We start from the raw sequence: 22,585 nt of genomic DNA on the forward strand, positions 1-22,585 counted from the left end.
CGCGCCTAATGTGGGGTAGCGATTGGCCACACACCCAGTTCGAACATACGACTGACTTCGCTCGAGCGGTCTCGGCGTTGCAGGACATTGACTCAAGCCAGGAAATCACCGACGCCATCCTGCGCACGACCCCGCTCGCCCTTTATCGATTCGACATCAACCAAGCGCCTCGCAGCGCTTCGGCAGCGGACTCCCTTTCTCGCACCTCATGAGGTAACCATGCAGGTCACAAGCCGGCTAATCTTTACTTGATCGGCCGGCTTCCTTTTTTTGTGGAGGTCCCACCGGAGTTTTCCCATGGTCTGGTGCTGTACAAAGCACGGCGCAATTGACATAAATGAATCTAACGCTAGTAGATTAGCGATGCTAACTAACGACCCGGGGGCCCGACTGAAAGATGGCCCGCGAAGAGCACGTTCGCGGACTTCGCCCAGGCTGCATAGAACCGACAAGGTAGGGCCACAAACACTTGTTCCGCTCACTGCGGCCATCTGCGGTTACTGGTTTGTTTCTGCACTTCCCGTAGCAGGGGTGCACTCACGGCTTCACCAGGAAAGTCGGAGCAACGCGGGTCTAAGGGCACTAAGATTTAGAGCCCGGTTTATCGGCTGAGTCGTGGATCCTGTCATGATCGCCCCTGCCGGCTTTCCGCTTTGCCTGACGGTTACTGGCGGACTGCAGCGTATCTTGCAACTGCGCAAGCGAATATGGCTTGCGCAGCGCCGACCATTTGAATTGCCGGGTCTCTTCCTCCGACAGCGTGTTTCCGGAAGCAAAAATGACCTCGAGGTCTGGTTGCATGGCCGTGGCACGGCGCGCCAGTTCCAGCCCGGACATGTCGGACATAACGACGTCTGTCAGAAGAACGTCAATGTCGCCCGCTTCGAGGATGTCGAGCGCTGCGGCGGCCTTTTCCGCGCGCCGTGCGCCGATTCCTAGGAGCAGGAGCAGTTCACAGAGCGCGTCGAGCGACGCGGAGTCATCGTCTACCGCAAGGACGCGCAATTCTTTGGGGCGCCGGACCGAAATATCCGGGTCATCTCTGGATTCGGCCATTGGTTGTTCGATTGTCTTGCTATCGCTGTCGCCGAGCACCTGCCGCACCTTCGTCGCGAGCTGCTGACGGCTGTACGGTTTGCTGAGCAGTTCCACGCCCGGGTCGAGCCGGCCGCCGTGGACGATAGCATTCTGTGTGTACCCTGAAGTGAAGAGCACTTTGAGTCCGGGGAGCATCTGGGTGGCTTGCCTTGCCATGTCGGGGCTACGCAACGACCCCGGCATGACCACGTCCGTAAATAACAGATCGATGTGCACGCCGCTCGCGACGACAGCCAGTGCCTGCTCGGCGTCATTTGCCTTTAACACAGCGTAGCCCAAGCAGGTAAGAAGCTCGACAACCGTCGATTGGACCTGCGGATCATCCTCCACCACGAGAATGGTCTCTTCGCCGTGCTTCACGCTGCCCCTCGTGCGCGCCGGGAATTCGACTGCCGTGCCGGTTGAGCGAGGTAAATAGATCCTGACAGTTGTTCCTTCGCCGATCTCACTGTAGAGCTTGATGTGTCCGTCGCTCTGCCTGACAAACCCATACGCCATGCTCAGTCCAAGGCCAGTACCTTCGCCTTCCGGTTTCGTGCTGAAGAACGGATCGAAAGCGCGCTCCATCACTTCCCGGCTCATGCCGGTCCCCGTGTCCGTGACAGCCAGCATGACATACTGTCCGACCTTGACGTCAGGTACCGTCGAGACGTATTCGTCATCCAGCGTCGCGTTGGCGAGTTCGAGTGTGAGCTTGCCGCCATCCGGCATTGCATCGCGTGCATTGATCGCCAGATTTAGAATCACGTTTTCCAGCTGATGCGGATCAACGAGGACGTTCCAGAGACCGCCCGCGACAACAGACTCGATTTCGATCGTCTCGCCCAGCGCCCGGCGCAACAGGTCGTCTAGTACGCGAAGCTGGCGTGCGGGATTAATGACAAGGGGCGCCAGTGGTTGCTGACGTCCGTAGGCGAGCAGCTGCGAGGCTAGTTTCGCGCCGCGATCCACGGCGTCGATCGCCTTGCCCAAGCGCTCGGCGCTCCAGTTGTCCCGTCCGTACCTGCTTTCGAGCAGTTCCAAGTTTCCGCGGAGCACCTGCAGGACATTGTTGAAATCGTGTGCCACCCCGCCGGTCAGTTTCCCCAACGCCTCCATTTTCTGCGCCTGGAACAGAGCGCGCTGCGTTTGCTCAAGTAGTTCCGAGGCACGCCGACGTTCGGTGATGTCCCGGGTGACCTTCGCAAAACCGACGAGCTCACCGTTCTCGCGGATCGCGTCAATGACGACGTGTGCGAAGAAGCGGCTGCCATCCTGGCGCACGCGCCAACCTTCTGCCTCGAAACGGCCTTCGCGTCTTGCCGTTTCCAGCCCGCGAAACGGCACCCCGGCGGCGACGTCCTCTGGCGTGTAAAACCTTGAAAAGTGCGAGCCCACAATCTCGCTTTCGCTGTATCCTTTGATCCGCCGGGCGCCGGAGTTCCAGCTTGTGACCCGGCCGTCGGGCGACAGCATGAAGATCGCATAGTCGATGACACCTTGAACCAGCAGGCGAAAGCTGCGCTCGCTTTGCAGCACGGCGTCGTGAGCCGCCTTTTTGTCACTGACGTCCTGAACGACCTTTCCAAAGCCCAGAAGCTGACCAGCGCTATCACGGAGTGCTGTCATGACGGCATTGGCCCAGAACCTCGTGCCGTCCTGTCGCAGACGCCATCCTTCACTAACATAGCGCCCTGAACTGGCAGCAGCTTTGAGTGCGGCGTCGGGCGCGCCCGCGGCCCGTTCGGTCTCCATGTAAAACACGGAGAATGGCTGCCCTATGATTTCATCAGCCCTGTACCCTTGGATACGCTCGCCCCCTGGGTTCCACGTCATGACGACGCCGTCAGGCGAAAGGGCGAAAATGGAATAGTCGTCTGTGGACCCGGCCCACAGTTGAAGCCAGACAGCGCTGAAGCTGGCGGCGGGTGACGTGTCGTCATTCATAGCGAACAGTGTGCGGACCTGCTGGACAAAAGTTAGTCGTTGCCGCAATTTTTATGCCAGGGAGGGTGCACGCTTTTCGCTTAGCCGCGCAGTCTTCAGTTTCCATGGCACGTAACATCAATCGCGGGAAGGTCCGGCGCAGTCGCTAGATGCCAATCTGGATGGCGCTTACAGATGTAGGCATGGGCAGCTTCTCGAGCCCGCCCCTATGACGCCTAGCCCTTCCATCAATCCGACGTCTAAGCGCCCAGCTTTGCTGCCTCTTGGTCGCCGCTCATGTCAAACGTGGATTTGAACGATCTTATCAGACTGTGATAACATAAAGCATGACCGATCATCACCACAGCTTGGACGCGCTTTTGTCCTTGGACGGGGAGAGCTTTGCCATCGATGGCAGCGAAACATGCTGGGTCAAGTTTGAGGTCAAGGAATGCGACGTGACACCGGAGCGCCCGCATGGACTTAGATATTCGCTAACGCTCCATGCCGAGGACGGCGCCCGCCTGCTGGGCTTCGACAACGCGCACGGGATCACCGAAGGCTCCGGCCCGGGAGCCCGAACGCGGATCGAATACGACCACAAGCACAAGGGCGAAAGAGTTCGATTCTACGACTATGAGGACGCCGGCAAGCTGATGGAAGATTTCTGGGCGGAAGTTGAAACGATCTTGCAGGAAAGGAGTAGCTGATATGACTGCAGACACCAAGATCCTGAAAGTTGGTATTGCCTCGCGCGAGGAATACAAGGCCCGGACCATCGCCATCGCGAAAGGCCAATACAAGCCCGCGCCCGATGAACCGAAAGTCTGGTTCCAGTCGCTCGAAACGCTGGCCAAGGTGCTGTCCGAAAGCAACCGGGAATTGCTCGCGACGATCGCTGAGACAAACCCGGGCTCCTTGGACGAGCTGGCCGCGAAGACCGGTCGCGCGGTGTCCAACCTCTCGCGTACCCTTCGGACCATGGAGGGTTACGGCCTGGTGCATTTCGAGCCGGGTCCGCATCGAAGACTTGCGCCCCGCGTCGACTATTCAGGCGTCGAGCTGGCTGTCTCGTTTTAGCGACCGGTGAAAAGGGTCCCAGGGTGCCTTTTCACGCAACTACGGCCTCAGCCCGACGTCGAACAGAAATCTGCAGAGTACGTCGGTATCATCTTTAGGCCGGGTTCCGACGAGACTCCCCAAACGCCCGACGAAGGACATGCGGTCTAGCCTGCTGTACTCCTCACATTTTTTCCGTGACAGGGGCACGGCTGTCTATCGGCGGAGGATTTGATCTGGACCAACGCCCGTCCCGTTGACCCTCTTGACCGCGCAGGGTTTGCGTCGGCCAGGGAGAACCCAACGATTCGCAAAATTTATGAGACGTCTGCGGAAGTTCTTTGAGCGTTAATATCGCTTCGGATTGACATAATGAACATAACGCCGTTCGTTAGCACTCCGGAAGGCGTGCTCCACTGCAATGCGAGGCTTCGCGGCGACTGTAGCGCAGCGCGCGAGGACCAGGTGAAACGGCAGCGTTGGTGGAAGGACGTCCCCCAGTGCGCGTCCCCGAGGTGATGGGCTACACGAAGATTTCCGGCACGCCCACAGTTACTGGTCTCTACACGATCTTGCTCCCCCTGTTTGCATTTGCGGTACTTGGCGCGTCGCGCCAGCTGGTGGTCGCGGCAGACTCCGCGACAGCCGCGGTCCTCGCGGGCACGCTTACGGCCGTCGCCAAATCGGGCAGTATGGAATACGTCGGCCTGACGAGCATAGTGGCCCTGACGGCTGCCGTCATGCTCGTGGCTGCGCGCATCTTTCGCCTGGGCTTTCTGGCCGCCTTCTTTCGCGCAGTGCTGTGATCGGCTTCCTGACAGGCGTGGACGTGCAGGTCGCGGCGGGCGAACTCGCCGGGCTGTTCGGGCTCGCAAAGCATGGGCAAGGTCCCGTCATGCAGATCGTGAGCGTGTTGCAACGCATTGCCGCGGCGAATTATCCGACCATGGTGCTTTCGCTTGCCGTTCTCGCGGTGATCTTCGGTTGCAAGCGTCTGGCGCCGCGCGCTCCTGGTGCGCTGATCGCCGTGATCGGCTCCATCGCGGCCAGCGCGATGAGGAAGGATCTGAGCAAGTCGAAATGGTCGAGCCTCGTAAGGCACTCGACCAAGCCGCCGCCGAGACGTGCATCGTCTCGCGCCGAGACGACGGCCCGTCCAGCGCGCTCGCGGCCTTTGCGGCTGCGGCTCGTATGGGTGGGATATGTCGGCGACGGTTGATGAGCAAAAAAACAGGAATAAGCATGTCCGCGCCTGGAACTTCACGAATTGGGGAGACGAGTTCCCGGTCGACGTCGCCCTCCACCACGCCAAGCCCCGAGTTTCGACGCGCTCTTCCTGCCGGGCGGCGTCCTGAACCCGGATGCGCTTCGGACGGAGCCGAAGGCGGTGGCTTTCGCAAAGGTCTTTTTCGATGACGGCAAGCCGATGGCAGCGATCTGCCACGGCCCGTGGACCATCATCGAGACCGGCGCGGCACACGGCGGGCGCATGACCTCGTGGCCCGCGCTCAAAACCGACCTTAAGAATGCCGGGGCGGACCGGGAGGATCCGGAGGTCGTCGTCGATCAAGACCTGCCGGCGATGGCTTCGTCGTGACTCTCAGGCGAGTGGAATGCGCGTGTCGTCGAGCGGGCGCAGCTTGCCGGGATGCACGGCGCGGCATAGCGCCTCGACGAAGTAGAAGTCGCCGAACATGGTCGCGCCGTCCACGCCGATATTGTGCGGCTTCGAGTAGCACGAGTTATGCAACAGCCCGTGCTGGCCGTCCCGGGTGAATTCGTCGCGGCATAGCGCTTCGAGCATCGCGAGGCCGTGGCCTCGCCATTTCGCGGCGGCGTGCGCCTCGGGATGCACGCGTGCCATCTCCAGCAAGGCCGACGCCACCACGGCGGCAGCGGCCGTGTCCTTGATCTCGGCGTCGCGGCCGGTCGCATCGAAGTCCCACGGAGGCACCTGACGCCCGTCGAGGCGGCGCAGGTAGTAATCGGCGAGACGCTCGGCCAGATCCAGATACGCGCGCTTGCCGGTTTCCCGTGCGGAGTTAACGTAGCCGTAAATCGCCCAAGCTTGGCCGCGGCTCCACGCCGATTCGTCGAACGCGCCTTGAAACGTGTAGCCGCGTTTCCGGGCGCCGCTGTGCACGTCGTATTCGACGGCGTGATAGGTCGAGTCGTCGGCGCGGACGAAGGCGCGCGCCGTCATCTTGGCGTGCGCGTCCGCGGCTTGCCGGTAGCTGCCGTCGTCGGCGTGACCGGCGGCCCAGTAGAGCAGCGACAGATTGGCCATCGTGTCGATCGCCGAGGCGCTGCGGCCGCGCGGATCGGAGATCGGTCCCCAGGACGCGAGATACGCGCCGTTGCGCGTCGTCACGAGTCGAGCGCGCAGCTTGTCGGCGGCTTCGAGCGCAATGTCGGCGAACCACGCGTCGCCGGTGATGTGATGTCCCGGCACCGCGCTGCTATCGAAGATGAAGCCGATGTCATGCGTGTTCGGATCCTGCGCGCGCTGGCGGACGAGCAGCATCCGGGCGCGCGCCCATTCCAGAAAGCGCGCCTCGCCGGTGTGCACGTACGAGCTGAGCAGCAAGCCGACCCAGAAGCCGCAGAACCAGTTGCCGTGGCTCCATGCGTCGCCGTCGTAGCCCGCCGAAAGCGAGGCGGGCAGACGCACCCATTGACCATCGGGGCCGGTGACTTGCGGGAATTCGACGCCGAAGGTCAGCTCGTCGGAAGCGACCTTTTGCGCGGTTTTATCGAGGGTTTCGCGAAACAGCTCTGCCCGGGTCTCGCTGACTGACAGCGAGTTCATTGCGTTCGACACGGCGTCTCCTTGAGTTTGTCATTCGCAGGACGATTCTAAGAAGCGCCTGCGCGACCGCGTTAGGATGAAACGCATGAACTGTTGGACATTTCCGCATCGAAGCGCCGCATGAAGACGCTCAGATGTGCAGCTTGTCGAGGCTGCGCCGATAGTCGATCGGCGAGCGGCCCGTATGCTTGCGAAAGCAGCGGCTGAAGTAGGCGGGATCGTCGAACGAGAGCATCGCGGCGATCTCCGCGACATTCACTTCGGAGTGCAGCAGCAGACGCTTGGCCTCCAGCATCACGCGCTCGCGGATCAGCTTGGGCGCAGTGCTGCCGAGCGCCTGACGCGTCGCTTCGTTGAGCGCGCGTTCCGTGACGTTGAGCAGGCGCGCGTAATCGGCCGCTTCGTTGACGGAGCGAAAATGCTTCTCCAGCAGGCTCTTGAAGCGGCGCGACAGCAGCACGCTGCGCGTCGCGGCGGCATCGCGTATGGCGGCGGCATCGCACATGCGCGCGACCTTGATCAGAAAAACGTGCAGATAGGCCCAGATCGCGTCTGTGTAGCCGACCTGCTCCTCCTGATACTCATGGCGGATGCCGTCCATCACGCGCGCCAGTTCGCGCACCTGTGCGTCGCTCAAGTTGACGCACGGGGCGAGCTGCTCGAAGTTATAGACGGGTACTTCCGTCTCCGTATGGCGGTTCTGCACGCGGAACGCGAAAAACTCCGACGAGAAACTGAGCGAATAGCCGAGCGTATCGGCGGACAGATCGAGATCGTGAATCTGTCCCGGCGCCATGATGTAGAGCGTATTGGGGCGCACGTCGTAGCGCACCGAGTCGATCACATGCGAGCCGCTGCCCGCGAGCACCCACATCATGTGATAGAAGTCGTGCCGGTGCGGATAGACCAGCGTCGATTTGAGCGCCTCGATCGGCGCGAGATGGAAGTCCGGCGTCTTGACGTGCGCGCCGTATTCGTAGTCCTCGATCCGGATCACCGGAACGTGACAGCAACATGCGGTATCCAACTGTCTCCTCCGTTGGCGGCGGAGCGTCGTGGCGCCCGCCTGCATGCCCGCGCTGCGCGGGCGACTGCACGAGTGTAGCCGTGCCCGCGCCCGCCGATTAGTTGGCATTTACACCATGCGGCCCGCGCGACGGTGTCACGCCGCCGCGCTGCGCGCCATCAGCGCATGATCGAAGCGCAGTTCCTTCAGCGCGGAAAGCCCGCTCAGCACCACGCGTCCTTGCTGATTGCGCACCGTCGTATCCATCACGAGGATGTGCTTTGCGGGCTTCTTTTCGACGACGCAAACGTTGATCGTCACCGTATCGCCGATATACACCGGCCCCAGAAAGCGCAGCTCCTGCCCGACATACGCGAAGCCCGGACCGGTCAATTCGGTGTGCGCCGCCGAGACCAGCGCGGCCGTCAACAGGCCATGCACGACGCGCCGTCCGAAAGGGGAGCATTCGGCGAAGGCATCTTCCATATGCAGCGGATTCAGGTCGCCGGATAGGTGTCCGAACGCGTTCACTTCGGCCTCTGTGACCGTCTGAACGTTGACCTGCGTGCGGCCGATCTCGACGTCATCGAAGCGCAAGAGCGCCGGCCAGTTGTTCGGTTGCGCGTTCATGCTTCTCTCCTCGAAGTCAATGCGATGCCGCGTTCGACATAGCCGTCGATCTCCTGCGGCGTATAACCCAGTTCCGCGAGCACTTCGCGGGTATGCTGTCCCTGTTTCGGCGGGTGCCGCCGCAGCGGAGGCGCCGCGCCGTCGTAGCGCACCGGATGCGCGAGCACGCGCACCGGTCCCGCTTCCTCGTGATCGAACGACATGATCATTTCATTGTGCGCGACCTGCGGATCCTGCTCGACCTGCTCATAATCGTTGACGGGCGCGAACCACATATCGTGTTCCTCGAAGGTGTGCATCCACTCTTCGGTCGTGCGCGTTTTCAGCGTGTCATAGACGAGACGATTGATCTCGTCGCGCCTCAGCACGTTGTCCTTCGGATGCGTGAACGCGGCGAGCGCGGGACACGACAGCGCGTTCGCGAGCTTCTGCGTCGGGGTGAGCGACATCGCGATATAGCCGTCACGCGTCCGGTACACGCCATACGGCGCGGGATGAAAGCGGCTGCCGGTCGGCGGATGCGTGCGTGCCCACAACGGCCCCTTGTTCATGTAGTACGTGAACGGCTCGATTTGCAGATCGAGCGCGGCGTTGAGCAGGTTGCTCTCGATGCGCGTGCCCACGCCCGTGCGCTCGCGCGCCTGCAACGCGGCGACCACGCCGAATGCGGCGAGCACGGCGGCATGCTGATCAACGATGGCGGAACCGACCGGCGTGGGCGGCGACTCCGCGTCGCCGGAAAGCATGGTCAGTCCGCTCATCGCCTGCAGCAGCAGATCCTGGCCTGGACGCTTCAGATAAGGCCCGGACGAACCGTAGCCCGTGCACGAGCAATACACGAGACGCGGATTGACTTCATGCACCTGCGCATAGCCGAAGCCCATCTTGTCGAGCACGCCGGGACGATAGTTCTCGACGAGCACGTCGGCTTCGCGGATCAGACGCCAAACGATCTCGCGCGCCGCTTCGTCGCGCAGATCGAGCGAGATGCTGCGCTGATTGCGGTTGCCGAGCAGAAAGAACACGCTCACGCCTTCGAGGAATGCATCCGCGCCGGTCCAGCTACGTTCGAACGCGCCGCCGGGCGGTTCGATCTTGATCACATCCGCGCCGACATCGGCGAGCATCTGCACGGCGGCGGGGCCCTGCAGAAAATGCGTGAAACTCAGCACCTTGATGCCTTCCAGCATAAACATTCTCCTCTCGGTTTCAGCGCGCGATCACGCGAGCAGCGTGCGCGCGATGATCATGCGTTGTATTTCCGAGGTGCCTTCGACGATCTCCAGCACCTTTGCATCGCCGAATGCGCGCGCGACTGCAAACTCGGCCATCACCCCGTAACCGCCGTGAATCTGCAGCGCCTGATGCGCGGCTTTCATCGCGTGCTCGGTCGCTAACAGTTTGGCTTGCGACGCCTGCGTATCGAAGGCCGCGCCGGCGTCCTTCGACGCGGCGGCGTCGTAGAGCATCAGACGTGCGGCGTGCGCATCGGCCGCCATGTCGGCGATCTTGAACTGCAGCGCCTGAAACTCGGCGATCGCGCGTCCGAACGCGCGGCGCTCCTTCATGTATGCGACCGAGCGATCCAGCGAGCCCTGCAGGATGCCGAGCGCGAGCGCGCCGATGAGGATGCGCCCCGTGCTGATCTGCGCGAGCGTCTGGCGCAGGCCCGCGCCGCGTTCGCCCAGCAGTTGATCGGCGGGAATCGCGCACTGCTCGAAGAACAGCTCGTGCGTGATCGATGCGCGCCAGCCGATCTTGCGTAGCTTTCTGCCCTTGCCATAGCCTGGCGTTCCTTGCGGCACGATGAAGTTAGAGATCTCCTTGCGGCCATCGGGCCGAGTGCCGGTGACTGCCGCGATCACGGTCGGCCCGCCGATCTCCGTGCCCGAATTGCTGATGAAGGTCTTCGCACCGTCGATGATCCAGTGTTCGCCGTCGAAAACCGCGCGCGTGCCGATGTTGGCCGCATCGGAACCGGCGTCGGGCTCGGACAATCCGATCGCGCCGATCTGCGTGCCGTCGAGAATGGGGCGCAGAAAGCGCGCTTTCTGTTGCGCCGTGCCGTAGTTGTTCAGGAGGCTCGCGACGGTCGAGTTCGCCATCAGCGCATTGGCGACGGCGCAGTCCACGCGTGCGAGTTCTTCGAGCACGATCACGAACGACAGCCAGTCGCCGCCACCGCCGCCGTATTCCTCGGGATACGGCAAGCCCGTGAAGCCGAGTTCGCCTGCCTGCCGCCAGATTGCGTAGGGAAACGCTTCGTGCTCCCAGAGCGCCTCCGATTGCGGCGCGATTTCCTTCTCGGCGAAGCGGCGCACTGCTTCGCGCATCATCGTGTGCTCTTCGCCGAGCCAGTGAGGTTGATTGAAGTTTGTCGTCATGGCGTGACCGGTGCGGTGTCGGCTTGCGCGGCGCGGCGCGCACGTTTGCGTTCCACGAAGTGCCGCAGGCCCGCGCGCGCGCCTTCGCTCGAAAAATTCACGGCGTATTGCGCGGCCTCGAAATCGAGTCCGGCGGACAAGGGCAATTCGCCCGCGCGATTCAGCGCGCGCTTGGCCATCTCGGCCGCGAACGGATCGTAGGAGGCGAGGGTGTCGGCGAACGCGCGCACGGTATCGAACAGCTTCTCGGGCGCGGCGATTTCGTGGATGAAGCCGAACGCCTCGCACTCGCGCGCGGAAAAGCGCCTGCCGCTCAGCACGAAGCGTTTCGCGCACGCGAGCCCCATCTTGGCGACGGCCAGTTGCGTGCCGCCCCAGCCGGGCATGGTGTTCAAGGTGATCTCGGGAAACGCGAAGCTCGCATCGCTCGATGCCACGATGAAGTCGCACGCGAGCGCCAGTTCGAAGCCGCCGCCGAGCGCGTAGCCGTTGACCATCGCGATGGTCGGCTTCGCGCTTTCATGCAGACGCAGCAGCGCGCGCTGGCCGGCCACCATGTCGCGATAAGCCGAGACGCCGTCGAGCGACACGAGCCGCTCGATGTCGTTGCCCGCGGCGAATGCCTTCGCGCCCCTGCCGGTGAGCGCGATCACGCGCGTCGCGTCGTCGGCGAGCGCATCGGCGATTTCCGCTTCGAGCGCAGCGAGCATGTCGGGCGTGAACGCGTTGAGCTTGTCGGCGCGATTGAGCGTCAGGAGGCGTAACGCGCCGTGCTGCGAGGCGAGAATGGGAAGCGTGTCGTTCGTCATGGCGTTACAGCACTTTCAGATAGGTCTTGCCCGATGCCACGACCACGCCGTCCTGGCGCGTCACGTCGGCGGCGAAGACGCACACGTTGCGTTCTTCGTCCTTTTCTTCGAGCGTGAGACGCGCGCTCACCGTGTCGCCGATGAACACCGGCGCGTTGAAGGTGATGTCATAGCGGTACGACACGGCGCCGGGGCTCGGCGCTTTCCCGGCCATGTAGCCCATCACCGTGGAGAGAAATCCGACCGACAGGCAGCCCTGCGCGATGCGTTTCTCGAAGCGAGTGCCCTTCGCATATTCCTCGTTGAGATGCACGGCGTAGAAATCGCCGACGATGCCGGCAAAGCCATAGATATCGTATTCGGAGACGGTCTTGGCGAAATCGGCGGTGTCGCCGATCGCATAGCAATCCATATGAGGGCGTTTGGCCATGTCGATGTTTCTTCGTGATGAGTTGGGGTTATCGCTAAACGATGCGTTCTGACATCGCATCGTCGGCGTGGAAGTCACTTTAAAGAGGGGCCTCATTCAACCGGTAGGACGGTTCGCGCGATCTTTTGGACTTTTTTGCATCGGACCCGGCGATGCGAAAGGGCCGCGTAAAAAAGTCCAAGAAATTCGACGACTGGTCCTAACGCACCATCGCTGCGATCACAAATACTTGCGTCAACCCGCCGGCTCCGCATTCGCACCGCGCACTCGCACCGAACGATGCGGCGCACCCGCCGGGCGGTATCCCTATCGAGCAAGGAGACAACATGAGTTCGCTTTTCAGAGCGCAGAGCATGCTGCGCGTAGCGATGAGCGCGGCGCTCGCCGCGATGTGCGTGGCGGTATCGTCTGGCGCGAGCGCGCAGGACAAGGTCGTGATGAAGCTCGGACACACGCTGGCGCCCGACAATCACTATCAGTTGACCGCGCAGGTGTTTGCGAAGGAAGTCGCCGCGCGCACGCACGGCCACGTCGAGATTCAACTGTTCCCGCAATCGCAGCTCGGCGGCGAAGTGCAGATGACGCAGGCGCTGCGCACGGGCACGCAGGAGCTGATGATTTCCGCGCAGGCGCCGATCGACAACACGATTAAGCAATGGCAGATCTTCGATATGCCGTATCTCTTCTCCAGCATGGACGAAGCGAACGGCGTGCTGCAAGGTCCGGTCGGCCGCAAGTATCTCGACATGATGAAGCCGGTGAACATGATCGGCCTCACGTGGCTCGCGGTCGGGGAACGCAACCTGTTCACGACCAAACGTCCGGTCACGTCGCTCGCGGACATGAAGGATCTGAAGGTGCGCGTGATGCAGAGTCCGGGCTATATCGCGGGCTACAAGGCGCTCGGCGCGAATCCGACGCCGCTCGCCTACAACCAGTTGTTTCTCGCGCTGTCGCAAGGTCTCGTCGATGGCGCCGATACCTCGCCCGAGCAGTTCGTGCAGGACAAGTTCTCCGACGTTGCCAAGCACTTCTACGTGACGCGCGTGAACTATCTTCCGGTCGTGCTGGCGATGAGCAAGAGCTCGTGGGACAAGCTTTCGCCCGCCGATCAGAAAGCGTTCCAGGACTCGGCGAAGATCGCCGCGGACTTCGATCTCAAGGAGTACAAACGCGAATACGACGCCGCGATCGCTTCGATGAAAGCGAAAAGCATCCAGGTCACGATAGTCGATACCGCGCCGTGGGCGCAAGCCACCAAGACCGCGCGCGACGAACTCATCGGCAAGATTCCGGATGGCCCGGCGCTGTATCAGGAGATCAACACGGCCAAGCAAGCGCCGGCGGTCGCATCGGAATGACGGATGCGAACGACGGCCACCGCACAACCCAGGCACCACGGGAGGCGACACGCATGGAAAAGCTCGCGCGCGGCTTGATGTTCGTTGACGGCATCGTGCTGAAGATCAATCTGTTCGTCTGTAGCTGCCTCTTGCTCGGGGCGGTGATCGTCGCGGGGCTCGGGGTGATCTTCCGCTTCGTGCTGCACGATTCGCTATCGTGGTCCGACGAGGTGTCGGCGTATCTGTTCGTGTGGCTCACGTGCCTTGGCGCGGCGGCCGGCGTGAAGCTGCGCGCGCATCCGGAAGTGCGCGTGCTGGCCGATCGCGTGCCGCCCGCGTTCGCGCCGCTGCTCAAGGACTTCACGGACTGCGCGATCCTTGCGCTCGGCGCGGTGTTCGTCCTATACGGCACCGACATGCTCGCGCTGATGGGCACCGAAACCGCCGCGTCGATTCCGATCTCGATGGTCTATCCGTATCTCTCGATTCCGGTGTGTGGCGCGCTGCTCGCGTTTCATTCGCTGGTGCGGATCGCCGTCTCGCATCTCGCGCCGCAGACGCAGACCGACGCCACGCTTGTCGAGGGCGTGTCCGAACATCTCTAGGAAAAACATCATGTGGGCAATCGCTTTTGGAGCGGGGCTGCTCGGGCTCGGCGTGCCGGTGGCCATCTGCATCGGCATTGCGGCGACGCTCGCGCTGTCGATCAACGGCACGTCGCTGCTCGTGATTCCGCAGCAACTGTTTTCGAACCTCAACAACGTCGGCCTGCTCGCCATTCCGTTCTTCATGCTGACGGGCGCGATCATGGATTCGGGCGGCGTGTCGAAGCGCATCATCGAATTTTCGCAGGCGCTAGTGGGATTCATGCGCGGTGGAATCGGCCAGGTGACGATCGTCGCGAGCATGTTCTTCGCGGACCTTTCCGGCTCCGCGACGGCCGACACTGCCGCGATCGGCTCGGTGATGATTCCCGGCATGGTGAAGAAGGGTTATAACCGCGCGTTCGCGGTGGCGCTGCAATCGGCGGCGGGTTCGCTCGGGCTGCTCTCTCCCGTGTCGATGAGCATGCTCGTCTATGCGTATACGGCGAACGTATCGGTCGGCACGATGTTCATCGCCGGCATCGTTCCGATGCTGCTGGTGGTCGTGTCGTTCATGATCGTCAATTACGTGACCGCGGTGAAGAAGGGTTACAGCGCAGTCGAGCCGTTCGATGGGCGCAAGCTGTGGACGACTTTCCGCGAGGCGTTCTGGGCGCTGCTCACGCCGGTCATCATTCTGGGCGGCATCCTCGGCGGCATCTTCACGCCGGTCGAGGCGGGCGTGGTCGCGGCGGTCTATGTGACGCTGGTGAGCGCGTTCATCTTCCGCACGCTCAAGCTCTCGCATTTCAAGGACATTCTGGTGAGAACATCGGTGAATACCACGCGTGTCTCGTTCCTGCTCGGGCTTGCGTTCGTGCTCGGGCGCTACCTGATTGAAGCGCAGATTCCGCTGCATGTAGCGAACAGTTTTCTCGCGATCACCACGAGCGCGATCGTGCTGCTGATCCTGATCAACCTGTTCCTCATCGCGGCGCATACCGTGCTCGAAACGATCTCAAGCATCGCGGTGGTGATTCCGGTGTTCCTGCCGCTCGTCGTGCAGATGCACATCGATCCGGTCGTGTTCGGCGTGATCGTGCTGATCAACTCGGCCATCGGCATTAATCTGCCGCCGATCGGTTTTTGTCTCTTCACGGCGGCGTCGATCGGCGGAGTGTCGGTGGAGAAGGCGACGCGCGCGATTCTTCCGTTCATCTTCGCGCTCGTGATAGATCTGCTGCTGATCATCTTTTTCCCCCATATCCCGCAGTTTCTGCCGCATTTGCTGGGCGCGAAGTAAGCGGTTGTTTGCTTTTCTCCGGACAAGAAGGGCGCGATAGCGCCCTTCGTCACATCACGCGTCTCTCAGCGAACTTGGAAAGGCGCAACACTATCTTTCCATTTCGGTCCCAGCGCCGCGCATAATGCCGTACGATTCCTTGCGCGATCGCCACCTGAGTCCGCCATGCGACATGTGGAGTCACGATCAGATCCGTGCGCGCGCGGGTCACAGCGGATGATCGACTGCAGGCGGCTCCTGCTCGAGGACGTCGAGCGGGGCATTCGCGAGCAGCTTGCGGTCGAGCGCCTCGATTAGCGCCCCCTCGTCGACGATGCCGCCGCGCGCGGCGTTCACGAGCGACGCGCTGCGCTTCATTCGCTCGAATTCGGCGAGACCGAAAAGATGCCGCGTTTCGTCGGTAAGCGGGCAATGCAGGCTGATCACATCCGCTTCGCGCGGCACCTCGTCGAACGCAACGTAGCTCTCGCGCACCACCGTGGCATGCCTTCGCTCGGCGAAGATCACACGCATGCCGAACGCGCCGGCTAGTTTGGTGAGTCGCTTTCCACCGTGACCGGCGCCGACGATGCCGAGCGTCGAATCATGCAGATCCTCGATCGGATGCAGTTCAGCGTAGAAAGTGGGTGACCCGCCCCAGCCCCCGCCATAGACGTCGCGCCAGTAAGCAACCAGGTTGCGGCGCAGCGCTAGCATCAGTGCGAACGCGTGCGCCGGCACGGAGATCGTCGAATGTCCCGGACACGCGACCACTTCGATGCCACGTCGGCGGCATGTTTCCATATCCAGATGATGACGCCTGCCGGCACGCCGATCAGTTCCAGATGCGGCAACTGCGCGAGCACGTCGCCCGTCAGCGGCACCTTGTTGGTCACGACGATCTGCGCGTCACTGCAGCGCTCTACCACCTGTCCCGGCGTGGTGGACGAATATTCGACCCAGCGATGTGGAAAGGGAAAATCGGGCAGATCAGCCGACAGCGTCGCGCGATCCAGAAACACGATGGTTTTCAAAAAGCTGCTCCAAGCTTATTAACGTTCGGACGGGCTCGTCGACACGGTGTCGAGCATGCGCTTCTTGCCCGTCTGCACGTGATTCTCGAAAGCCTGTGCAGCCGCATCGGCCTGACCCGCACGCAGCGCTTCGAAGAGCTCGCGGTGTTCCTTCGAGGAACGCTGCATTTGCGCGAACGAATACACGCCCTTGTAAATGTAGAGTGTCAGTTCGTCTTCGACGGCTTGGTTGATCGTGATCAGCCGCGGATTCTTGGTCGCGGCCATCAATTGACGATGAAACTCGGTGTTCAGGGTTTGATACAGATGGCTGCTGCGCTCGGCAACGGCGGAATCCATCTGGTCAATGAGAAGGCTCAGCAACTGCTCCTCGTCCGCGGTCAGACGCAGCGCGGCGAGACGTCCCGCCGTGCGCGCGAGCCCTGCTCGAATCTCGTAGAGATCCATGGCCTCTGTTCGACGCAATCTTCTACGAAGACGCGTCGCGTGAACTGGCAGCGCTTGGTGCCGTGCCTCTCGCCAATCGAAACCTTGTACCGCCGACGTTGCTGTAAGCCATCGCGCGCTTTTTTGCTTTTTCAACATGGGGATAGACTTGGTGTTCCTACCGGCTCATCGACGCCGTCGCCTAACTGTCGGCTTTGGCCGGTGTCCTTGGGTGACAACACGGAATGTCCGTTCCCCTCTGATATCTGCCCTTAGATATGCGACGGCCCGACCGGCACTAATGGGTCGATTTCGGCAACTCATGGTACGAGTACCGCCGCACGACTTCTTCGCGCCAAGGTGCTCGTAAGCTCGCGCTGCTAGGATTTCGTCTCTTCCACCTTCAGGTTAACGAGCTGATGAAAAAGGCAATTCTCACCGTGCTTACCGCTGGCATGGCAATCTTGTTTGTCGCTCCGGCTTTCGCTGAAGCGCATCATCATGCTGTGTGTCACAAGGTCCACGTGCATCATCATTGGGAACGTCATTGCAAGTAGGCGCGTTCCCCTCTTGAACGGAGACAACCCCGTCCTGACTGCGCCGGGGTTTTTTTCGAGGACATATCAAGCAAAGAACAGTTCGTGGATTGAACTCTGAATGCGTCCACCGTTCATCGGTCCGCCGCCTGCGACGTGGACCGCGTCGCCGATTACCGCCGCGCCCATGCCGTGACGCGGCGTGAGCATCGGCGCATACGCCTGCCAGGCGTCGGCGCCGGGATCGTAGCCTTCGTTCTGTCCGAATACGCGACGTGTGCCCTCGCCGCCCATGCACAGGAATTTGCCGCGCCACACGACGCCGCCGTGCCCGGAGCGCGGCGTGGGCATCGGGGCACGTTCTTCCCAGGCGTCCTTTTGTGCGTCGTAGGCGACGTGCATCCCGGTGTTGAAATCAAACGTGTCCATGCGCCCGCCGGCGACGTGGATGCGTCCGCCAAGCGATACCGCTGCCGAATGATCGCGCGGGCCGGGAACAGGCGAGAGAGTCCTCCAGCTATCGCTTCGCGGATCGTAGACTTCGTGCCAGTCGACCGAGCGCGTGTCGCGGCCGCCGATCGCGTGCACGAGTCCGTCGTGCGCGACGACGGCGATCGCGCCGCGCGATCCGCGCGATAGCGGATGGATCGTGTGCCAGCGATCGTCGGCGACCACATACGCATAGCAATCCGGCACGGCGATCCGGTTCTGCTCGACAAAACCGCCGAACGCGTACACGACGCCGTCGAGCGCAGCCACGCAGATATGATTTGCGCCACGTGGAATCGGCGCGGCTTCGAGCCAGCGGTTGCGCGCGACATCGAAGACATGGTGGTGCGGGCGTGCGACCTGTCCGGCGCCGTACCCGCCGATCACGTGCATGCGTGCGCCTTCGCTCGTCGCCCAGGCCATCTCGCTGCGCGGCAAGGGCAAGGGCGGCGCATCGATCCAGTGGCCCACTGCGGAGGCGTGCGGCGCGGGGCTATAGATGAAGCGCTGGGTGAAGCGTCGATCGGAAGCTGCGTGTCATGGGGGTCGCGCAGTGCGGCATAGAGGCCACCGCGCTGGATCGCCTGCATTTCATCAGGGCTTGGCATGTCGTCGGCGTGACCGGCGGCTTGCGCCCCGCGTGTGAGCAGGTAGAGACCCGTTGCGGCGGCGAGATTGAGATGGCGGCGTCGGTCGAGTTCCATGAACTATCCTCGCGTCATGCTGGGTGAACTGGTTTTAACGTTAGAGCGCCGATTCGTTCGATAGCGGGTCGCACGGCTTGAGACCGAAGACGATGCCGGCAGTAAGCGATTGCGCATGAATCTGGCCCGAACAGATGTGATCGGAAACGCCGGCTCGTGGACAGCTTGTTGTCGAATTGGCTTCCCGACTCGCTTGGCACTGCGTGGATCGAGGCTCGATATGCTCAACTGGGAGCTCGGTGGTTACAGTGTCGCCTGGAAACGGGAACAGGTGTTGGAAAGGGCGCGAGATACGGCGAGCCGGAAACGCTGGGTGATGGAAGGCATCTACGGATAATTCGTGGCGAACATCCTTACGACCGCTACGGCGCTGGTCTGATAGATAGAGACGAATCCCATGCGTCGCGAACATTCGCCATCGCGGGTTGCGGCGCGGCCCGGTCCGCAGTCGTTCGCGGAGTTGTCCGAATGGAGCGCGGATGTATCGGTCGGCAAGGGTTTCAGCTCTTGGCATGTCGATCGACGCGCCAAGCGCCGCATACGTTCCGCGCGAATCCGATCATGCATAGCGAAACGCAGGCATCGAGAACATCTGCTCAGTCGACGAAGTGTCGAAGATCGACTCCTTGATTTATGCGGCCATGCTGGCGTCACGTTCAACCGCGATGCGGATCCCTGGCGGGATGTTCAAATTGGAAGCCTGGACAAAAGTTCAGCGTGCAGAAGGCGACCAAGTTATAGAGGAGGACGTGTGAGGCTGCATTGAACTTGGAGAGACGACGCACGCGTTCTGAGGGACGGTTCCTCTTTGGCATGTCCGATGCTGATCCTATTCCGTCCTCGATCTTCCGCATTGGAGTCAACATGCGCTTTCGTAGCCGTCCCATTTATCACCAGGAATTTCCGCTCGCGCCTGAGGACAACGCCGATGCCACACCGACCGAAATCGGCCGGCGCGTTTTTCTTCAGCGCGGTGGGGCCGGCGTCGCCGTCGCCTTCGCGGCGAGTTCGGCTGGCGGCGCTTGGGCGGCGGGGCCGTCGAAAGCAGACGCAAACCAGGTCAGGCTTCCTCTGATCCAGGATGCAAACACCGAGCAGAAGGAAGACACGCCAGACGCAAATCTGCCGCCTGACGAGCGCATCGGCTATGCGATTGTTGGGCTCGGGCGGTTGTCGCTGAATCAGATCCTGCCCGCGCTCGCACAGTGCAAGTATTCGAAAGTGACCGCGCTTGTCTCGGGCGACCGCACCAAGGCGCTGCGCATCGCGCACCAGTACGGCGTGCCGGAGGTGGATATCTACGACTATCAGAACTTCGAGCGCCTCGCCGACAATCCTCGCGCCCAGGTCGTCTACATCGTGTTGCCCAATGGCATGCACAAAGGGTTCACAGTGCGCGCGGCGAGAATCGGCAAGCACGTGCTGCGTGAAAAGCCGATGGCCAACAACGCCGCCGATTGCCAGGCGATGGTCGATGCGATGAGGCGCGCCAATCGAAAGCTGATGATCGCGTATCGCAGCCAATACGAGCCGATGGATCGCATGATTTCCAAGATGGTCAAGGAAGGGAAGCTTGGGAGCTTACGCGAGTTCATCGCAGGAAATTCCCAGAATGTCGGCGATCCAACGCAATGGCGCTTGAAGAAGTCACTCGCGGGCGGGGGCGCGATGCCTGACATCGGGCTCTATTGCCTTAATGCAGCGCGCTTTCTATCGGGCGAGGAACCGCAAGAAGTTCTCGCGACCGTTTATCAGCCGACGGGTGATCCTCGTTTCGTTGAAGTCGAGCAATCCGTGCAATTCATCCTGCGTTTCCCTAGCGGACTGACAGCGACTTGCATCTCGAGCTATGCGAGTCACGAATCCCGTTTCTTCCGGTTGCAGGGCGCGCAGGGCTGGGTCGAGATGGATCCGGCGTTCGGATACAACGGATTGCGCATGCGATATGGGATGCTAGTGGACGGCAAGAACGCGACTACGGAAGTGCAAATCGATCCGCAAAACCAATTCGCGCGCGAGATCGATCATATGTCGGTATGCGCGCGGGACGACATCGTGCCGCATACGCCGGGCGAGGAAGGCTTGCAGGATCAACGGATTGTTGACGCGATCTACAAGTCGGCGCGAACCGGGCGTGCCGTTAAGCTTGCGCAGATCACCGCCCCGACGCGCGGTCCCGACCCGCTGGAAGAGACGTTTTAGTGCCCGGCCATGTCATCACGTGGGAATCCGGTTAAACACACGCGCTTTTCATGCAGGACACCAACCAGTCCCAACTTGTGCGGCATCATCCTTGCGTGCTCCCTGTGTACCTGCGATCCGCAGGCGCACAGGGAGCGCGGTGATGAACGAAGACCAGGTGAAAGGGGTTGGAGAAAAGGTGAAGGGCAAGATCAATGAAGGGGTTGGATAAATGATGGACGACCCCGCGCACGAGGCGAAAGGCGATGCACAGCAAGTCGCCGGCGAGACACGAAAGCAAGTAGGCGACGCCGAAGAGGATGTGAAGGACGCGGCCGACGATGCGGCCGATGCCACCGCAAAGCCGTAACGCGGTGAATCCGATTGGGAGCCAATCGTCGTAATCGGCGCGGCCGTACGGGCACCTCGATTCGCTGATTGAAGACGACGACATCCTCGTCAGCATAAAAAACGAGGGCGCATTCAACCGGTCGATGCAACACCTCAGGTCTAATAGATAGACGGAGGCATGTGGCATTGATGAGACAAGGGAAAAAACCGTGGTTGAACAAGGTTCAGCGGCAACGGATCTGGGAGCTTTGGCGCGAGGGTCAAAGCGTCAGCGCGATTGCGCGGGCACTGGAGCGCGATGTAGGCTCGATGCATCGGGCGATTGCGCGCAACGGAGGCATCAGCCCGGTTGGTCGCAAGCGTGCGGCGTGCGCGCTGACGTTGGCCGAGCGCGAGGAAATATCAAGGGCGTTGGGACGCAATCAGTCATATGGGAGTATTGCGGCGCAGTTAGGACGCAGCAAGTCGACCATCAGCCGGGAAATTGCCCGCAATGGCGGTTGCGAGCGATATCGAGCGCACGCGGCCGACGATCAGGCATGGAAGCGCGCACTGCGACCGAAGCAATGTGTGTTGGCGCGTCGTGCGAGTTTGCGTATGCAAGTCGCGCGCAAGCTGTCTCTACAATGGTCTCCTGCACAGATTGCAGGTTGGCTCAAGCGACAGTACCCGCGGCGCAAGGAGATGCACATTTCGCACGAAACCATTTATCGGACACTATTCATCCAGGCGCGAGGGGCGCTGAAAAAGGAACTGGTGAACGAGTTGCGCACGAATCGCACGATGCGCCGGGCCAAGTGCGCATCGACCCGAGGACAGAGCAGGGGCACGATTATTGGTGCGGTGCCGATCAGCGAGCGGCCCGCCGAAGCTGAGGATCGCGCGGTGCCAGGACATTGGGAAGGTGACTTGCTTGCGGGCTCGGGCAACACGTACATTGCCACGCTGGTGGAGCGTCACTCGCGCTATGCATTGCTGGTGAAGGTGGCGGGCAAAGACACATCAAGCGTGACGCAGGCGCTGATCAGACGGATCAAGAAACTGCCCGTGGAGTTGAGGCGTTCGTTGACGTGGGATCGAGGCACGGAAATGGCCGGGCATGCACAGTTCACGATGGCCACCGAATTGCAGGTGTATTTCTGCGATCCGAGAAGTCCGTGGCAGAGAGGCAGCAACGAGAATACCAACGGTTTGCTGCGTCAATACTTCCCGAAAGGTCAGCCAGTGGATCAATACTCGCAGGCGCAATTGAATGCTGTTGCCAAGCGACTGAACCAGCGGCCACGACAGACCTTGGCATTTAAGAGTCCAGCGGAGAAATTGGCAGAGACGCTAGGTGTTGCAATGACCGGTTGAATCCGCCAGGCATGCCTGAGCTTTTTGTACAGTGCGGCAGGAACGTCCGCTCTAAAGCACGTTCGATTCGGGCCGATAAACCGAAATCAGAACCTGCGCAATGTGTGCTATTTGAGAAATATCATGGTCGACAAAGCAGCGCCCATTCAGCTTGCGATTGACGACGCGT

General features: G+C 61.5%; 22 protein-coding genes and 2 pseudogenes. 12 read left to right on the plus strand and 12 right to left on the minus strand.

Going from position 1 to position 22,585, the window contains the following annotated elements:
- On the plus strand, nucleotides 1-212 hold a 212-nt coding region (locus AWB74_RS38645; protein WP_160110361.1), incomplete at its 5' end, for an amidohydrolase family protein.
- 370 nt (nucleotides 213-582) lie between these two features.
- Here AWB74_RS38645 and AWB74_RS38650 read toward each other — a convergent pair.
- Nucleotides 583-3,024 (minus strand): PAS domain S-box protein, encoded by a 2,442-nt coding sequence (locus tag AWB74_RS38650; RefSeq protein ID WP_087039441.1) that lies wholly within the window; start codon nucleotides 3,022-3,024, stop codon nucleotides 583-585.
- Between the two features lie 326 nt (nucleotides 3,025-3,350).
- On the opposite strand from AWB74_RS38650, the gene AWB74_RS38655 reads away from it, so the two are divergent.
- The 4 genes and pseudogenes from AWB74_RS38655 to AWB74_RS38670 all read left to right on the plus strand — a co-directional run bounded on the left by AWB74_RS38655 (nucleotide 3,351) and on the right by AWB74_RS38670 (nucleotide 5,659).
- Complete coding sequence (locus AWB74_RS38655; protein WP_087039442.1) at nucleotides 3,351-3,713, plus strand: toxin-antitoxin system TumE family protein; 363 nt, start codon at nucleotides 3,351-3,353, stop codon at nucleotides 3,711-3,713.
- A gap of 1 nt (nucleotide 3,714) precedes the next feature.
- On the plus strand, nucleotides 3,715-4,083 hold the full coding sequence (locus AWB74_RS38660; RefSeq protein ID WP_061128547.1) for an HVO_A0114 family putative DNA-binding protein: 369 nt from the start codon (nucleotides 3,715-3,717) through the stop codon (nucleotides 4,081-4,083).
- 497 nt (nucleotides 4,084-4,580) lie between these two features.
- Nucleotides 4,581-5,281, plus strand: a pseudogene (locus tag AWB74_RS38665) (SulP family inorganic anion transporter).
- Nucleotides 5,282-5,329: 48 nt separating this feature from the next.
- Nucleotides 5,330-5,659: a DJ-1/PfpI family protein gene (locus tag AWB74_RS38670; protein ID WP_235024852.1), complete on the plus strand. Its 330-nt coding sequence runs from the start codon at nucleotides 5,330-5,332 to the stop codon at nucleotides 5,657-5,659.
- Nucleotides 5,660-5,662: 3 nt separating this feature from the next.
- Here AWB74_RS38670 and AWB74_RS38675 read toward each other — a convergent pair whose 3' ends face one another.
- The 7 genes from AWB74_RS38675 to AWB74_RS38705 form a co-directional block, all read right to left on the minus strand.
- Nucleotides 5,663-6,883 carry a glycoside hydrolase family 88 protein gene (locus tag AWB74_RS38675; protein ID WP_235024853.1) on the minus strand — a complete coding sequence of 407 codons (1,221 nt, stop codon included), beginning with the start codon at nucleotides 6,881-6,883 and terminating at the stop codon, nucleotides 5,663-5,665.
- A gap of 118 nt (nucleotides 6,884-7,001) precedes the next feature.
- Entirely contained in the window at nucleotides 7,002-7,898 is an 897-nt protein-coding gene (locus AWB74_RS38680) for a helix-turn-helix domain-containing protein (protein ID WP_061151881.1), read from the minus strand.
- 135 nt (nucleotides 7,899-8,033) lie between these two features.
- On the minus strand, nucleotides 8,034-8,507 hold the full coding sequence (locus tag AWB74_RS38685; protein ID WP_061151860.1) for a MaoC family dehydratase: 474 nt from the start codon (nucleotides 8,505-8,507) through the stop codon (nucleotides 8,034-8,036).
- Complete coding sequence (locus tag AWB74_RS38690; RefSeq protein ID WP_061151861.1) at nucleotides 8,504-9,697, minus strand: CaiB/BaiF CoA transferase family protein; 1,194 nt, start codon at nucleotides 9,695-9,697, stop codon at nucleotides 8,504-8,506. The genes AWB74_RS38685 and AWB74_RS38690 overlap by 4 nt, the downstream gene beginning before the upstream one ends.
- A 30-nt stretch (nucleotides 9,698-9,727) precedes the next feature.
- Entirely contained in the window at nucleotides 9,728-10,891 is a 1,164-nt protein-coding gene (locus tag AWB74_RS38695; protein WP_061151862.1) for an acyl-CoA dehydrogenase family protein, read from the minus strand.
- Nucleotides 10,888-11,700 carry an enoyl-CoA hydratase/isomerase family protein gene (locus AWB74_RS38700; RefSeq protein ID WP_061151863.1) on the minus strand — a complete coding sequence of 271 codons (813 nt, stop codon included), beginning with the start codon at nucleotides 11,698-11,700 and terminating at the stop codon, nucleotides 10,888-10,890. Before AWB74_RS38700 ends, AWB74_RS38695 begins: the two co-directional genes overlap by 4 nt.
- A gap of 4 nt (nucleotides 11,701-11,704) precedes the next feature.
- A complete protein-coding gene (locus AWB74_RS38705) occupies nucleotides 11,705-12,130 on the minus strand; it encodes a MaoC family dehydratase (RefSeq protein ID WP_235021264.1) in 426 nt (141 codons plus the stop codon).
- A gap of 326 nt (nucleotides 12,131-12,456) precedes the next feature.
- Here AWB74_RS38705 and AWB74_RS38710 point away from each other — a divergent pair, with 326 nt between their 5' ends.
- From AWB74_RS38710 to AWB74_RS38720, 3 genes are read left to right on the plus strand one after another with little or no spacing between them, the layout of a single operon-like run.
- The gene (locus tag AWB74_RS38710) at nucleotides 12,457-13,491 is read left to right on the plus strand and encodes a TRAP transporter substrate-binding protein (RefSeq protein ID WP_061151865.1); all 1,035 of its coding nucleotides are present in this window, start codon (nucleotides 12,457-12,459) and stop codon (nucleotides 13,489-13,491) included.
- Nucleotides 13,492-13,544: 53 nt separating this feature from the next.
- Nucleotides 13,545-14,078 carry a TRAP transporter small permease gene (locus AWB74_RS38715; RefSeq protein ID WP_061151882.1) on the plus strand — a complete coding sequence of 178 codons (534 nt, stop codon included), beginning with the start codon at nucleotides 13,545-13,547 and terminating at the stop codon, nucleotides 14,076-14,078.
- Between the two features lie 10 nt (nucleotides 14,079-14,088).
- Nucleotides 14,089-15,360 carry a TRAP transporter large permease gene (locus AWB74_RS38720; RefSeq protein ID WP_061151866.1) on the plus strand — a complete coding sequence of 424 codons (1,272 nt, stop codon included), beginning with the start codon at nucleotides 14,089-14,091 and terminating at the stop codon, nucleotides 15,358-15,360.
- Nucleotides 15,361-15,567: 207 nt separating this feature from the next.
- On the opposite strand, the gene AWB74_RS47725 is transcribed toward AWB74_RS38720, so the two are convergent.
- The 4 genes from AWB74_RS47725 to AWB74_RS38735 all read right to left on the minus strand — a co-directional run bounded on the left by AWB74_RS47725 (nucleotide 15,568) and on the right by AWB74_RS38735 (nucleotide 18,295).
- Nucleotides 15,568-16,056 carry an NAD(P)-dependent oxidoreductase gene (locus AWB74_RS47725; RefSeq protein WP_235024854.1) on the minus strand — a complete coding sequence of 163 codons (489 nt, stop codon included), beginning with the start codon at nucleotides 16,054-16,056 and terminating at the stop codon, nucleotides 15,568-15,570.
- Nucleotides 16,056-16,373, minus strand: coding sequence for a Rossmann-fold NAD(P)-binding domain-containing protein (locus AWB74_RS47730; protein ID WP_235024855.1), 318 nt, complete (start codon nucleotides 16,371-16,373; stop codon nucleotides 16,056-16,058). The genes AWB74_RS47725 and AWB74_RS47730 overlap by 1 nt, the downstream gene beginning before the upstream one ends.
- 18 nt (nucleotides 16,374-16,391) lie before the next feature.
- The gene (locus tag AWB74_RS38730; protein WP_235024856.1) at nucleotides 16,392-16,820 is read right to left on the minus strand and encodes a GntR family transcriptional regulator; all 429 of its coding nucleotides are present in this window, start codon (nucleotides 16,818-16,820) and stop codon (nucleotides 16,392-16,394) included.
- 602 nt (nucleotides 16,821-17,422) lie between these two features.
- Complete coding sequence (locus tag AWB74_RS38735; protein WP_087039443.1) at nucleotides 17,423-18,295, minus strand: Kelch repeat-containing protein; 873 nt, start codon at nucleotides 18,293-18,295, stop codon at nucleotides 17,423-17,425.
- Between the two features lie 68 nt (nucleotides 18,296-18,363).
- Between AWB74_RS38735 and AWB74_RS38740 the strand changes: the two genes are divergently transcribed.
- The 4 genes and pseudogenes from AWB74_RS38740 to AWB74_RS38760 all read left to right on the plus strand — a co-directional run bounded on the left by AWB74_RS38740 (nucleotide 18,364) and on the right by AWB74_RS38760 (nucleotide 22,416).
- The gene (locus AWB74_RS38740) at nucleotides 18,364-18,555 is read left to right on the plus strand and encodes a hypothetical protein (protein ID WP_061151868.1); all 192 of its coding nucleotides are present in this window, start codon (nucleotides 18,364-18,366) and stop codon (nucleotides 18,553-18,555) included.
- 837 nt (nucleotides 18,556-19,392) lie between these two features.
- The gene (locus AWB74_RS38750) at nucleotides 19,393-20,730 is read left to right on the plus strand and encodes a Gfo/Idh/MocA family protein (RefSeq protein WP_061151883.1); all 1,338 of its coding nucleotides are present in this window, start codon (nucleotides 19,393-19,395) and stop codon (nucleotides 20,728-20,730) included.
- A 142-nt stretch (nucleotides 20,731-20,872) separates the two neighbouring features.
- Nucleotides 20,873-21,079, plus strand: a pseudogene (locus tag AWB74_RS38755) (CsbD family protein).
- A gap of 170 nt (nucleotides 21,080-21,249) precedes the next feature.
- A complete protein-coding gene (locus tag AWB74_RS38760) occupies nucleotides 21,250-22,416 on the plus strand; it encodes an IS30 family transposase (protein WP_061151870.1) in 1,167 nt (388 codons plus the stop codon).
- The last annotated feature ends 169 nt before the right edge of the window (nucleotides 22,417-22,585 follow it).

Origin of the sequence: Caballeronia arvi, from assembly GCF_001544695.2 — a bacterium.
In the GTDB taxonomy this organism is placed as follows: domain Bacteria; phylum Pseudomonadota; class Gammaproteobacteria; order Burkholderiales; family Burkholderiaceae; genus Caballeronia; species Caballeronia arvi.